Genomic DNA, 13117 nt, shown 5'->3' with positions numbered 1-13117 from the left:
CGTGATCCGCATCGAGATCGATGAACCCACGCTGTCGCGCACCCGGATCGCGATCAACCCGCTGGCCGAGGTCGCGTGCAGTCTCTTCCTGCTCGAACGCCACCCGGCCGCCGTGCCGTGGCCCTACGACGGCTGGGCCCGGCGGACCCGCGAGATCCTGCGCACCGACCCGTCGACCGCCCCCGTCTCGCTCTATCTGAAGTTGCCGTCGGTGTCGCCGGACTTCCTCTGCCCGCCGCCCGACGGCCCGATGCCGAGCATCGGCGAGCAGCTCGGCCAGCTCCGCGAGACGTCACCCGACGTGATCGAGGCGGAGTTCGCGAAGCACTACCCGGACGGGAACCTTCCCGAGCTGATGCGGCCGTTCCGCGACGACCGGCGGGCGGCCCTCGATCGGCTCGCCGGCGGCGTGCGGGCCTACTGGGACGCGGCGATCGCGCCCTACTGGCCGGCCATGCGGGCCGCCCTCGACGAGGAGGTGCTGCTGCGGGCCCGGGCGCTGGCCGCCGAAGGACCCGACGCGCTGCTCTCCCGGCTGCACGACCGGATCCGCTGGGAACGGCCGGTGCTCACCCTGGTCAAACCGCTCGAGCAGTCGTTCGAGGCGGTCAACCAGCGGCTGGTGCTGGTCCCGCTGATCTTCTCGCGGGGCGCGCTGCTGTGCTCGGGCGACCAGCCCGACCGGATCATGGTGACGTACCAGTCGCGCGGCTCGGCGGTGCTCGCGGGCGGGGTCGCTCCCGCGCCGCCGGCCGCCGACGACCGCCTGGCCATCCTGGTCGGACGGGGGCGCGCCGCCGTCCTGCGGGCGCTGAGCACCCCCGCCACCACGACCGCCCTGTCCACCGCCCTCGGCCTCGCGCCGAGCACGATCTCCGAACATCTCGCGGGCCTGCTGGCGGCCGGGGTCGTGCACCGCCGGCGGGCCGGGCGCCGGGTCCTCTACCAGCTCGAACCGGCCGGGACGGCCCTGGTGACGCTGCTCGGCGAGGATTCGGCCCGCACCGAATTCGTTTCCTAGACGATGGTCGATTCCCTAGCGTTCGTCGCATGGGGAGCGCATACGCCATCGAGGCCGAAGAACTACGCCGGACCTACCGGGCCCGCACCGGCTGGCTCAAGCCCCGGCGCACCGAGGTCGAAGCGGTCCGCGGGGTGACCTTCACGGTCGGCCGGGGCGAGCTGTTCGGCCTGCTCGGACCGAACGGCGCCGGCAAGACCACCACGATCAAAATGCTGAACACGCTGCTGATCCCCACCTCGGGCCGGGCCCGGGTATGCGGCCACGACGTCGAGCGGGAGACCCGCGAGGTCCGCCGGCGGATCGGTTACGTCTTCGGTGGCGACCGCGGGCTCTACGACCGGCTGTCCGCGCTGGACAACCTGCGGTACTTCGCCGAGCTGTACGCGGTGCCGGCCCGCGAGCAGAAGGGCCGCATCGCCGAGCTGCTCGACCTCGTGGGCCTGGCCGGGCGTGAGCGGGAACGGGTCGAGGGCTACTCGCGGGGCATGCGGCAACGGCTGCACATCGCCCGCGGCCTGTTGCACTCACCCGACGTGCTCTTCCTCGACGAACCCTCGATCGGCGTCGACCCGGTGGCCGCCCGCGAGCTGCGCCGCACCGTCGCCGACCTGGCCTCGACCGGCACGACGGTGCTGCTCACGACCCACTACATGGCCGAGGCGGACGAGCTCTGCGACCGGATCGCGGTGATCGCCGACGGGTGCATCCAGGCCCTGGGCACCCCGGCCGAGCTGCGGCGCCGGGCTGAGGGCCGCCGGGTCGTCGAGGTCGAGGCGTACGGCGTCCCGGAGAGCGCGGTCGACGCGCTGCGCGGGCTTCCCGGCGTACGGGAGACCGCCGTCGAGGCCCGGGGCGCCCTGCAGCTGCTGACCGTCCACTCCGACGCGCACGTGGACGTGCAGAGCGACGTGCTGCGCGAGCTGGCCGGCATCCGCCTCGGCCGGGTCGACAGCCGCGAACCGACCCTCGAGGACGCGTACGTCGCGATCGTGAGCGCCGCCGCGTGAGCACCCTGCGCCTGCTGACGGTCGGCACGCTGCTGCACGTCAAGCAGATCAGCCGTTCCCCGTTCGAGATCGCCATCGCGCTCGTCGTCCCGGTCGTCCAGGCCACCCTGGCGGTCTATCTGTTCCGCTCCAGCGGCGAGCAGCACCGGCTGCTCGAGGCCGCGGTCGGCGCCGGCGTGATGGGCGTCTGGTCGTCCGTGCTGTTCGGCTCGGGCGGCGCGATCCAGGGTCAGCGCTGGCAGGGCACCCTTGAAATGATCATGCTGGCGCCGCGGCGACCCGTGCTCGTGGTCCTGCCCATCACGATCGCCACCGGGCTCACCGGCACCTACGCGTTGCTCGCGACCCTGGTGTGGGGCCGGCTCCTGTACGGGATCAGGCTCGACTTCGCCCACCCGGCCGCCTTCGTCGTGGCCGCGGTCGTGTGCGTCGTCGCGCTCGGCATGTTCGGCCTGCTGCTGGCGGCCACCTTCGTGCTGATGCGCAACGCCAACGCCCTGGCCAACACCCTCGAGTACCCGGTGTGGCTCGTCTCCGGCATGCTCGTGCCGATCACCGTGCTGCCGGCCTGGACGACGCCCATCGCGGCCGTGCTGCCCACCACCTGGGGCGCCCGGGCGCTGCGCGAGGCAACCAGCGGCGGCCCGGTCTGGCCGTCCCTCGGCATCTGCCTGGGCATCAGCCTGCTCTGCCTGGTCCTCGGGGGCTTCGCCCTCACGCATGTCGAACGCCGTGCCCGCGCGGCCGCCACCCTGGCGCTGGCATGAGCGGCGCCTATCTGCCCGGCCCGGCCGCCTCGCCGACCCCCTTCCCGTTCCGGGCCCGCGCCGCCCTCACACCCTCCCCGGTCCCGCCTCCGCACCGCTCCCCTGAGAAAGGGCCTGGCATGAAGACGCTCCGCCTGATGACGGTCGGGGGTGTGATCGCGTACCGCGCCCTGTTCAACTGGACGACGCCCGGCATGTTCATCGGCACGCTGCTCGTCGGGCCGCTGTTCCAGCTGCTCTTCTTCGCGTACCTCGGACGGCAGCTGCAGGTGGCCGACGACCGGTTCTACATCGTCGGGAACGCCGTCCTCACCGCGTCGCTGGCCTGCGTCTTCGGCGGCACGATGGCGGTCGCGAACGAGCGCCGCTACGGCACGCTGGGCCACGTGCTGTTGTCCCCGCGCAGCCGCACCGCCGTCTTCTGGGGGCGCGTTCTCCCGTACGCGGGAAACGGCCTGCTGATCGCCGTGGTGACCCTCACCGCGGGAGCGCTCCTGCTGGGGCTGCGCATTCCGGTGAGCGCCCTGCCCGGGCTGCTGCTGGTGATGGCCGCCGGATCGCTCGCCTGCGGTTTCTTCGGGCTGACGCTGGGCGCGCTCGGGCTGCGCTTCCGCGACGTCTGGGTGATCTCGAACGTCTCCGTCGCGCTGTTGCTGCTGCTCACGGGGGTCAACGTGCCGGCGTCCGGCCTGCCCGGCTGGATGGTGGCCGTCGGCGAGTGGCTGCCGATCACGCACGCGGCCGAAGCGGCCCGGCGGCTCGCGGCCGGAGACGGGCTGGCCGCGGCCGCGGGCCCGCTCGGCCAGGAACTGCTGGTCGGCGCGGGCTACGCGGTCGCGGCTGCGGCCCTGCTCAAGATCTTCGAATTCGAGTCACGCCGGACGGCGTCGCTCGACGTGCTCTAGAGCTCGACGTGCTCTAGTACGTGGCTCAGATGGCCAGGTCGGGGAACCAGAGGGCGAGCTCACGCTTCGCGCTCTCCGGCGAGTCGGAGGCGTGCACCAGGTTTTCGCGGTTGGAGAGCGAGAAGTCACCGCGGATCGTGCCGGCCGCGGCCTTGCGACCGTCGGTCGAGCCGATCATCGCCCGCACCACCTCGATCACCTCGTCGCCGGAGAGCACCAGCGCGGCCAGGGGCCCCGAAGTCATGAACTCCTTGAGCGGCGGGTAGAACGGCTTCTCGACGTGGTCGGCATAGTGCTGGTCGGCCAGCGCCGCGTCCATCGTGCGCAGCTCGAGCGCCTCGATCACCAGCCCTTTGCGCTCGAAGCGGGCCAGGATCTCGCCGAGCAGTCCGCGACGGACCGCATCGGGCTTGACGAGCACGAGCGAACGCGCAATGGGGCTGGACACGTCGGTGGGGCTGGACACACTTTCCTCCAGGACAGGGGTGCAAGGGCCGACATTCAGCCTATCGGTACCGGGAAGGAGCCGAGAGCCAACGCCGGGACTACCGCACTTTCGCTCAGGCTGAGCCGGGCAATAACCTGACGGGTACGAGCGGGAGGTCCACATTGGCAAACCAGACCGGACGACCGATCGCACCGGCACGGAAGCTGGTCGCGGCGGTCGCGGGCACGATCGCGGTCTTCGTGGTCGCTCTGGGTTTCGGCATGTCGAGCCTGGGCGTGGTCATCTTCGGGGTCGCCCTGCTGGCCCTGGCGATCGCGCTGGGCGTGGTCAACGTGGTGCGGCGCGGCGCCCGCGCCTGGGTGGCCGGCACGGCCGAGGTCTCGGCCATCACGCCGCGGCCGATGACCACGGCGGTCTATGCCCGGGCCCGCATCCAGGCGGTGATCGTCGCGCCCGGCCTGCCCACCCGCGAGATCGAGATCAACGAGTCGCGCATCCCGGTCGTGAAGTGGCCCGAGCCCGGCGACACCCTGCCGATCACCGTCGACGTCGACGACCTGCGCCGCGTCAAAATCAACTGGGACGAGGCGGCGCCCCGCGTAGCCGGCGCCGACCCGGCGATGCCCGTCGCCGACTTCGACGACCAGCCCGCCCCCGACCTCGACCCCGATCTCGACACCGACCTGGACACCGATCTGCTGGGCGACGTCGAGCCGCCGCCGTGGGCCGGCCGTGACCGCACGTGGGGCCGCGGCCCGGACGAGCCGCCCCCGCCGCCCCCGCCGGGCAGTTCCCCGCCGCCGCCCACCCCGCCGCCCGGCCCGCCCGGCGGCTCGGAGAACATCGGATCGTCCGGCGCCTCCGCCGTCGACTCGGAGGAGTACGGAAGCCCGGTGGTCGTCCGGGACACGCCGGCCGGCCCGGTCGTCGAGGGCGTGTTCGTCGACCATGACGACGCGCCGCCGCCGCTCCCCCGCCGAGCGTCCGCCGGCTCGCCCGGTGGCGGGTCACCGACCTCGCCCTCCTCCACCACCGCCGCCTCCTCCCCCTACGCCGACGCCGACGCCGACGCATCGGAGCCGGCCGGTGTCAGCGGGGCTGGTGCTGCTGCGGCCGGTGCTGCGGCCGCCTCCCGTCCGGCGAGGCGACGGCCCAGCCCGCGCCCGCATGGCGGTGCGGCGACAGCCACCGCCGAACAGCCGGGGCCGCCGGCCCAGCGCGAACCCCACCCCGACGACGCGCTGGGCACCGACATCCCGCTCGACGAGCCGGTGCCCGCCCCGCGCCGTCCCGAGCCGACGCCGACGTCCGCCCCGGCCACGCCGTCGCCGGTCAGTTCGTTCCCCACGGCGCCGGACCCGTCGACCCCGCCCCCGACGGCGCCCGAGCCGACCACGCCACGGCCGCAGGCCCCCGCACCCGGTCCGCGGCCCGTCCCCGACGACGAGATCGACCTCCCGCTCGAGGGCGACCCCGACCCGGCCCCGGAGAACACCGCCGCGGCCGCCACCGCCCGCGAGGAGGACTTGATCGCGCCGCCCCCGGCCGACTCCGCACCGATCCACCCCACGACCCGTTTCGTCTCCAACGCGGCCCACGACGCCGCCACCCCGACCGAGGCGTTCCCGGCGGCCCCCGGCGACGCCGCGCCGTCCCACCCGGGCACCACGGGATCGGCGACCTACGTTTCGGCGAACGCGGCGGCCCCGTCCGCCCCGGGCCCGGACCGCCCGGCGAGCAACGCCCGACCCGAGCCGCCCGCCGACACCCGGACGACCTCGCCCACCCCCGGCAGCACTCCGCGTCCCTCCCGCACGGCGGCGCCCGACGACCCGTCCGGCACCGGTCGGACGGGCCCTGTCGACGAGACGGAAGCTCCCGTCTTCGCGCCCGCGACCGAGCCGCCGCGCGCCGAGTCGGGCCGGTCCGGCGGCTTGCTGGCCGGCGCGATCGGTGCCATGGCCGCGGCCGCCGCGGCCGCCGTCAAGAAGGTCGGAAAGAGCGATCGCGAGCCGGAGGCCACCGAGCCACCCAGCGAGCCGCCGCGCGCCGAAGGGACACGTCCCGAAGCAGTTCCCACCACCGAACCGGCTCCCGAACCCGACTCGCCGCCGTCGTCCACCGAGTCCGTGTTCTATCCCCAGCGGCGGTCCGTCGACGAGGAGACCTCGGTGCGCCCGCCCAGGACCACCCCGGAGCCGGAAGCGTCAGCGCCGGCCGCCGCCGACTCCCCGCCCACGCCTGACGGAGGACAGCTCGCCGCGGGCTCCACACCCGCACGTGACGCGGGACAGCCCGCCGCGGGCTCCACGTCCGCATCTGACGCGGGACCATCCGCTGCCGCGGGGTTCGCATCCGCACGTGACGCGGAACGGCTCAACGCCGCGGCTTCCGCACCCACGTCTGACACGCCGCCGGCCGCATCGGCGGCTCCCGCGACCGGCGGGGCTCCGAAGCCCGCGGCGGTGCCTTATACGCCCGACGACCGGCCGCCGAGGCCCGCGGCAGTTCCCTACACGCCTCCCACCGACGAGTCGACCGGGCGAGCCGCCTCCGGTGACGGGCCGACGGTGGTCGCGTCCGGATCCGGGCCTACGACTGTCCCGCCGCCCACGACATCGGGCCCGTCAGAAGCCGATTCGCCGGCTCCGGCTCCCCGCACCGACCCGGCCGCTGCCACCTCCGGGCAGGCCGCCACCTCCGGGCAGGCCGCCACCTCCGGGCAGGCCGCCACCTCCGGGCAGGCCGCCACCTCCGAGTCGACGGCGGGCGCCTCCGGATCAGCGGCCGGTGCGTCCGGCGTCGAGCCGGTCGTTGCCTCGCCGTCGCAGGGTGCCGCCGGCTCCGGGCCGGAGACGGCCGCCTCAGGTGCAGTCGGTGCGGGCTCCGGCCCGGGCGGTGCGGTCAGGGGCGTGCCGGGCGGCGGTTCGGGCCAGTCCAAGCCGTCACCGGCCGCGGCCGCTCTCGCCGCGGCGGCGGCGGCCGCGGCGGCCGAAGACCGCGGGCCGTGGGGTGACCTGGCGGACCGGTCCGAACCGGACGACCGCGCCGCCGACGTGATCACCGCCTACCCGAGCGCGCGTCCCGGCCCGGCCGGTGCCATCTACGGCGTCGGCATCACCGTGCTGGTCACCGATCTCGACCGGTCGATCACGTTCTACCGCGACACCCTGGGCTTCTTCGAGATCGACAGCGGCGAGGGCAGTGCGGTCATGGCCTCCGGCGACACGCGCCTGGTGCTGCGCACTGTCAACGGCCTCTCCGCCGAGGCCGGCCGTCTGATCTACCTCAACCTCGAGGTGGGCGACGTGGAAGCCGTCTACCACGAGCTTCAGGCCAAGGGCGTCGAGTTCGTCCATCCCCCGCGCCCGGTCAACCGGGGCGATCGTCTCGAGCTCTGGTCGGCCACGTTCCGCGACCCCGACGACCACAACATCGCCATCACCCAGTGGCGCTCGATCCGCTGACGGACGCCGGCCCCTCCCCGGGCCGGGTGCTGCGCCGGGCCTCGCTCCGGACCGGGGCTAACCCAGGATCGAGCGGCGGACGGAGAGGGCGTACACCCAGGCGGCGCCGAAGATCAGGCCGAGCGCGGCCAGCGACCAGTGGAACAGGCCGCTGGCCAGCAGCAGGATCTGCAGCACGGTGCCGGCCGTCCAGCCCCACGGGCGGCGCATCATGCCGGCCAGCAGCGCGGCGAGCACGGCCAGCGCCACCACCGCCGCGATGCCCCACCCGCTGAGGTCGCCGCCCAGGATGCGGATGGGCTGGATGGCCAGCAGGAGCACGATGGCTTCCAGCACGAGCGTGCCGGCCCCCAGACCTCGTACGGCGGCCTGGGGGTTGCGAAGCCCGGACCGCGGCGCCGGAGCGGCCTGGTCGGTCTCGTCGGGCTCGGGGGAGGTCATCGCTTCAGGAGTTTACGCGCGTCGGCGACCGTGACGACCGAACCGGTGATGACCACGCCCACGCCGCTGAGCTCGCCGCTGGTGTCCTCCTCGGCGATCACCACGGCTTCCTCGATGGCGTCGGGCATGGTGTACGCGACCGTCACCCTGTCCTCGCCGAAGATGTCGGTCGCCAGCTGGGCCAGCTCGTCGACCGGCATCGACCGCGGCGAGCTGTTCTGGGTGACCACGATGCGCGCCGCGACCGGCTCGAGCAGATCGAGCAGCCCGGAGACGTCCTTGTCGCCCAGCACCGCCACCACCGCGACCAGGTGCCGGAACGCGAACTCCTCCTCGAGCGCGCTCACCGTCGCGGCCATGCCGTGCGGGTTGTGCGCGCCGTCCAGCAGGATCGTCGGCGCGCTGCGGACCCGTTCGAGCCGCCCCGGCGAGTCGACCTGCGCAAACCCTTCCCGTACGAGATCGAGCTCCAATTGCTTGTCGGGGCCCGCGCCCAGGAACGCCTCGACGGCGGCCAGCGCCAGCGCCGCGTTCTGCGCCTGGTGGGCGCCGAACAACGGCAGGAAGATCTCGTCGTACACCCCGCCGAGGCCCTGCAGGGTGAGCACCTGCCCGCCGACCGCCTGGGCCCGCTCGATCATGCCGAACTCGCTGCCCTCGCGGGCCAGGGTCGCCCCCATCTCGGCGCTGCGCTCGATGATCGGCCGCATGGCCTCCTCGGTCTGCAACGCGGAGATGACCGTGGCGCCCTTGTGGATGATGCCCGCCTTGGCCCAGGCGATGTCTTCGATGGTGTCGCCCAGCCACTCGGTGTGGTCGAGCCCGATCGGCGTCATCACCGCGACGCCGGCCTCGATGACGTTGGTCGCGTCCTCCTCGCCACCCAGACCCACCTCGACGACGGCGATGTCCACCGGGGCGTCGGCGAAGGCCGCGTACGCCATGGCGGTCGTCATGTCGAAGTAGGTGAGCGGCTCGGGGTTGCGGGCGTCGATCAGCTCGGCCAGCGGCGCGACGTCGTCGTAGGTGGCGGCGAGCCCCTCCTCCGAGATCGGCTCGCCGTCGAGGCTGATCCGCTCGCGGACCGTCTCGAGGTGCGGGCTCGTGTAGCGGCCGGTGTGCAGACCGTGCGCGCGCAGCAACGCGTCGATCATGCGGGCCGTACTGGTCTTGCCGTTGGTGCCGGTCAGGTGGATGGCCGGGTAGGCCCGCTGCGGGCTGCCGAGCACGTCCATCAGGTCCCGGATCTTCTGCATGTCGAAGGCCATGCGGGTGAAGCCGCGCTCGTCGAGCGCGGCGGTGACCTCTTCGTAGGTGCTCATGCCGTACGCAACGCTTCGAGGGCCGCGGCAATTCTCGTGAGATCGGCCTCGGCCGTCTCCAGCCGCCCCTTGATCTTGGCGACGACCTGTTCGGGCGCCTTGCCGATGAACGACTCGTTGCCGAGCTTGGCCCGGCACTGGGCCGCCTCCTTCTCGGCGGCGGCGCGGTCCTTCTCGAGCCGGGCCCGCTCGGCGGCGACGTCGATCGTGCCGCGGGTGTCGAGGTCGACCGTGATCGGGCCGGACACCGCGAGCGTCGCCGTGGCCGTGAAGCCCTCACCGGGCGCGTCGAGCCGGGCGAGCGAACGGATCAGCGGCTCGTGCGTGTCGATGCCGACGGCACCCAGCCCGGTGAGCGCCGCGGCGACCCGCTGACTCGGCTTGAGCCCCTGGTCGGAACGGAACCGCCGGACCTCGGTGACCACCTTCTGCAAGGCGGCCAGCTCCTCCTCGGCGGAGTCGTCGATCAGCTCCTTCTCGACCGCCGGCCAGGACGCCCGGACGAGCGTCTCGCCCCCGGTGAGCGCGATCCACAGCTCCTCGGTGACGAACGGGATGACCGGGTGCAGCAGGCGCAGCAGCTGGTCGAGCACGTGCCCGAGCACCCTCTTGGAAGCGGCGCTGTCGTCGGAGGCCAGCACCGGCTTGCTCAGCTCGAGATACCAGTCGCAGACGTCGTCCCAGGCGAAGTGGTAGAGCGTGTCGCAGACCTTGGCGTACTCATAGGCCTTGAACTGCTCGTCGACCTCGCCGATCACGTGCTGCAGGCGGGAGAGGATCCACTTGTCGATCGCGCTCAGCTCGGCGGCAGGCGGCAGGTCACCCTCGACCGTCGCGCCGTTCATGAGCGCGAAGCGGGTCGCGTTCCACAGCTTGTTGCAGAAGTTGCGCGAGCCCTGGCACCACTCCTCGCTGATCGGCACGTCCGAACCGGGGTTGGCCCCGCGGGCCAGCGTGAAGCGGGTGGCGTCGGCGCCGTAGCGGTCGATCCAGTCGAGCGGGTCGACGACGTTGCCGAACGACTTCGACATCTTCTTGCCGTGGCCGTCGCGGACCATGCCGTGCAGGTTGACCACGTTGAACGGCTGCACGTCGTCCATGGCGTACAGGCCGAACATCATCATCCGGGCGACCCAGAAGAACAGGATGTCGTAGCCGGTGACGAGCACGCTGGTCGGATAGAACTTGGCCAGCTCGGCGGTCTGCTCGGGCCAGCCCATCGTCGAGAACGGCCACAGCGCCGAGGAGAACCAGGTGTCGAGAACGTCCTCGTCCTGCTTCCAGCCCTCGCCGGTGGGCGGCTGCTCGTCGGGGCCGACACAGACGACCGCGCCGTCCGGCCCGTACCAGACCGGGATGCGGTGACCCCACCACAGCTGACGCGAGATGCACCAGTCATGCATGTTGTCGACCCAGGCGAAGTAACGCTTGGACAGCTCGGCCGGCTCGATGGTGACCCGCCCGTCGCGCACCGCGTCACCGGCCGCCTTGGCCAGCGGGCCGGTGCTGACGAACCACTGCAGCGACAGCCGCGGCTCGACGGTCGTCTTGCACCGCGAACAGTGCCCGACCGAGTGCACGTACGGTCGCTTCTCGGCAACGATGCGGCCCTGCTCGCGCAGCGCGTCGACGATGGCCGGCCGGGCCTCGTAGCGGTCGAGCCCCTCGAACGGGCCGTGCACGGTGACGACCGCCCGCTCGTCCATCATGGTGATGCTGGGCAGGCCGTGGCGCTGGCCGATCTCGAAGTCGTTCGGGTCGTGGGCCGGGGTCACCTTGACCGCGCCGGTGCCGAACGACGGGTCGACGTGCTCGTCGGCGACGATCGGGATGCGCCGGCCGGTCAGCGGCAGCTCGACCTCGGTGCCGATCAGGTGCCGGTAACGCTCGTCGTCGGGGTGGACGGCCACGGCGGTGTCGCCCAGCATCGTCTCGGCCCGGGTGGTCGCCACGACGATCGCGTTGTCGCCGTCGCCGTACCGGATCGAGACCAGCTCACCCTCGTCGTCGGTGTGCTCCACCTCGATGTCGCTGAGCGCGGTCAGGCACCGCGGGCACCAGTTGATGATCCGGTTGGCCCGGTAGATCAGCTCGTCGTCGTACAGCCGCTTGAAGATCGTCTGGACCGCCCGGGACAGGCCTTCGTCCATCGTGAACCGCTCGCGCGACCAGTCCACCGAGTCGCCCAGGCGGCGCATCTGCCCGAGGATCGCGCCCCCGGACTGCGCCTTCCACTCCCAGACCTTCTCGACGAACTTCTCACGGCCGAGGTCGTGGCGGGACAACTGCTGAGCGGCGAGCTGACGCTCCACGACGTTCTGCGTCGCGATGCCGGCGTGGTCCATGCCCGGCAGCCACAGCACCTCGAAGCCCTGCATGCGCTTGAGGCGCGAGAGCGTGTCCTGGATCGTGTGGTCGAGCGCGTGGCCGACGTGCAGCGAACCGGTCACGTTGGGCGGGGGGATGACGATCGAGAACGCGGGCTTGTCACTCGCCGGGTCGGCCGTGAAGTAGCCCTGCGATACCCAATTCTCGTACCGCCGCTGCTCTACCTCGCCCGGCTGGTACTGGGCGGAGAGGCCACCGGTGGGCCGGCTGTCGGGGGTGCGGTTCTGGGTCGTCTCGGTCACCCGACAAGTCTACGGATGCCGCGGCGGAACCCCGAATGCGCACCACCGCCGGTTGCTAGGCTTCCGCAATGCCCGAGCCCGGCCCGAAACCGATCGACATCGGCACCCCGCCTCCCGCCTCCGACGAGGACGCCGATCTTTTCACCAGCGGCGACTTCACCAGCGACGACGACGAGGCGCCGGCGGAGGCAAAACCCCGGGGCCGCGTACGCCGGGTGTTGATCGCGATGCTGCTGGCGGTCGCGGTCGTGGCCATGACGATGCTCGCGTTCGCCAGCTGGCGCATCATCGCCCAGCGCCACGCGGAGCTCGAGATCAAGCCGAGCGTGGGCCCGCTGAGTCTCGACTACTCCAGTGAGGGCGCCTCCACGGCGGACTATCTGCGTACGGCCCTGGCCGCCGAGGTGGACCTCGACCACACCTACGGCGCCGTCTACAACGAGACGCCCGACAAGAACGTGCTGTTCCTTGCGGGCACCGGCCTGATCTGGACTCCCGGCAAGGACCTGGAAGCCGCGATGGAGCTCATCTCCGACAGCGAGGGCGCGGTCACCAGCCTCAAGGACGTCGACCCGGGCCCGTTGGACGGCACCATGAAGTGCGGCATCACCAGCACCGGCGACGGCGACCTGACCGTCTGCGGCTGGGCCGACCACGGCAGCCTGGCCCTGGCGATGTTCAACAACCGCACCCCCGAGGAAGCGGCCCCGCTGATGCTCGCCCTCCGAAACGCCACAGAGTCCCGCTGACACCCGCCTTCCGGAACGCCACAAACTTCGGCTGACGCTCATCCGAAGACGGCAGAGTTCCGAGCGAAGGCCACTTACGACCGGGTAGACCCTAAGGGGACTGGTCGTGTGCCACGTCCGCGGACCTTGGGCCGGCTCTCACCATCAGCAGCGAAGTCGAGCCTGCATCGAGCCGGTTCGCGAAAAGGTCCGTAAATAGCAGTAGGCCCACCCCGTGTGGGGTGGGCCTACTGTCACGTTGAGTCCGGCGGCGTCCTACTCTCCCACACCCTCCCGAGTGCAGTACCATCGGCGCTGGAGGGCTTAGCTTCCGGGTTCGGAATGAGACCGGGCGTTTCCCCTCCGCTATGACCACCG

At 72.3% G+C, this 13117-nt stretch carries 10 protein-coding genes and 1 rRNA gene; 6 read left to right on the top strand and 5 right to left on the bottom strand.

The window, feature by feature from the left end:
* Position 1: 1 nt before the first annotated feature.
* From HJC40_RS46475 to HJC40_RS41085, 4 genes are all read left to right on the top strand, one after another.
* A complete protein-coding gene (locus HJC40_RS46475) occupies positions 2-1021 on the top strand; it encodes a helix-turn-helix domain-containing protein (RefSeq protein WP_250009090.1) in 1020 nt (339 codons plus the stop codon).
* Positions 1022-1050: 29 nt separating this feature from the next.
* Positions 1051-2031, top strand: a complete 981-nt coding sequence (locus HJC40_RS41095) for an ABC transporter ATP-binding protein (protein ID WP_250009089.1) — start codon at positions 1051-1053, stop codon at positions 2029-2031.
* Positions 2028-2798, top strand: a complete 771-nt coding sequence (locus HJC40_RS41090; RefSeq protein WP_250009088.1) for an ABC transporter permease — start codon at positions 2028-2030, stop codon at positions 2796-2798. The genes HJC40_RS41095 and HJC40_RS41090 overlap by 4 nt, the downstream gene beginning before the upstream one ends.
* 119 nt (positions 2799-2917) lie before the next feature.
* The gene (locus HJC40_RS41085) at positions 2918-3703 is read left to right on the top strand and encodes an ABC transporter permease (RefSeq protein WP_250009086.1); all 786 of its coding nucleotides are present in this window, start codon (positions 2918-2920) and stop codon (positions 3701-3703) included.
* Positions 3704-3728: 25 nt separating this feature from the next.
* Here the strand turns inward: HJC40_RS41085 and ndk are convergent, their stop codons facing one another.
* Positions 3729-4169: a nucleoside-diphosphate kinase gene (gene ndk / locus HJC40_RS41080; RefSeq protein WP_374273663.1), complete on the bottom strand. Its 441-nt coding sequence runs from the start codon at positions 4167-4169 to the stop codon at positions 3729-3731.
* A gap of 143 nt (positions 4170-4312) precedes the next feature.
* Between ndk and HJC40_RS41075 the strand changes: the two genes are divergently transcribed.
* Positions 4313-7618, top strand: a complete 3306-nt coding sequence (locus HJC40_RS41075) for a VOC family protein (RefSeq protein ID WP_250009085.1) — start codon at positions 4313-4315, stop codon at positions 7616-7618.
* A 57-nt stretch (positions 7619-7675) separates the two neighbouring features.
* Here HJC40_RS41075 and HJC40_RS41070 read toward each other — a convergent pair whose 3' ends face one another.
* The 3 genes from HJC40_RS41070 to HJC40_RS41060 are packed head-to-tail and all read right to left on the bottom strand — an operon-like array spanning position 7676 to position 12011.
* Positions 7676-8059 carry a DUF4233 domain-containing protein gene (locus tag HJC40_RS41070; protein WP_250009084.1) on the bottom strand — a complete coding sequence of 128 codons (384 nt, stop codon included), beginning with the start codon at positions 8057-8059 and terminating at the stop codon, positions 7676-7678.
* Positions 8056-9381: a folylpolyglutamate synthase/dihydrofolate synthase family protein gene (locus tag HJC40_RS41065; RefSeq protein ID WP_250009083.1), complete on the bottom strand. Its 1326-nt coding sequence runs from the start codon at positions 9379-9381 to the stop codon at positions 8056-8058. The genes HJC40_RS41070 and HJC40_RS41065 overlap by 4 nt, the downstream gene beginning before the upstream one ends.
* Positions 9378-12011 carry a valine--tRNA ligase gene (locus tag HJC40_RS41060; protein WP_250009082.1) on the bottom strand — a complete coding sequence of 878 codons (2634 nt, stop codon included), beginning with the start codon at positions 12009-12011 and terminating at the stop codon, positions 9378-9380. The genes HJC40_RS41065 and HJC40_RS41060 overlap by 4 nt, the downstream gene beginning before the upstream one ends.
* Before the next feature lie 68 nt (positions 12012-12079).
* On the opposite strand from HJC40_RS41060, the gene HJC40_RS41055 reads away from it, so the two are divergent.
* On the top strand, positions 12080-12760 hold the full coding sequence (locus HJC40_RS41055) for a hypothetical protein (protein WP_250009081.1): 681 nt from the start codon (positions 12080-12082) through the stop codon (positions 12758-12760).
* Between the two features lie 242 nt (positions 12761-13002).
* Here the strand turns inward: HJC40_RS41055 and rrf are convergent.
* A 5S ribosomal RNA gene (rrf, locus tag HJC40_RS41050) occupies positions 13003-13117 on the bottom strand; the annotation flags it as partial.

It is taken from the genome of Actinoplanes sp. M2I2 (assembly GCF_023544445.1).
Classification (GTDB): Bacteria; Actinomycetota; Actinomycetes; order Mycobacteriales; family Micromonosporaceae; genus Actinoplanes.
This window is presented reverse-complemented; position numbering and strand designations above follow the sequence as displayed.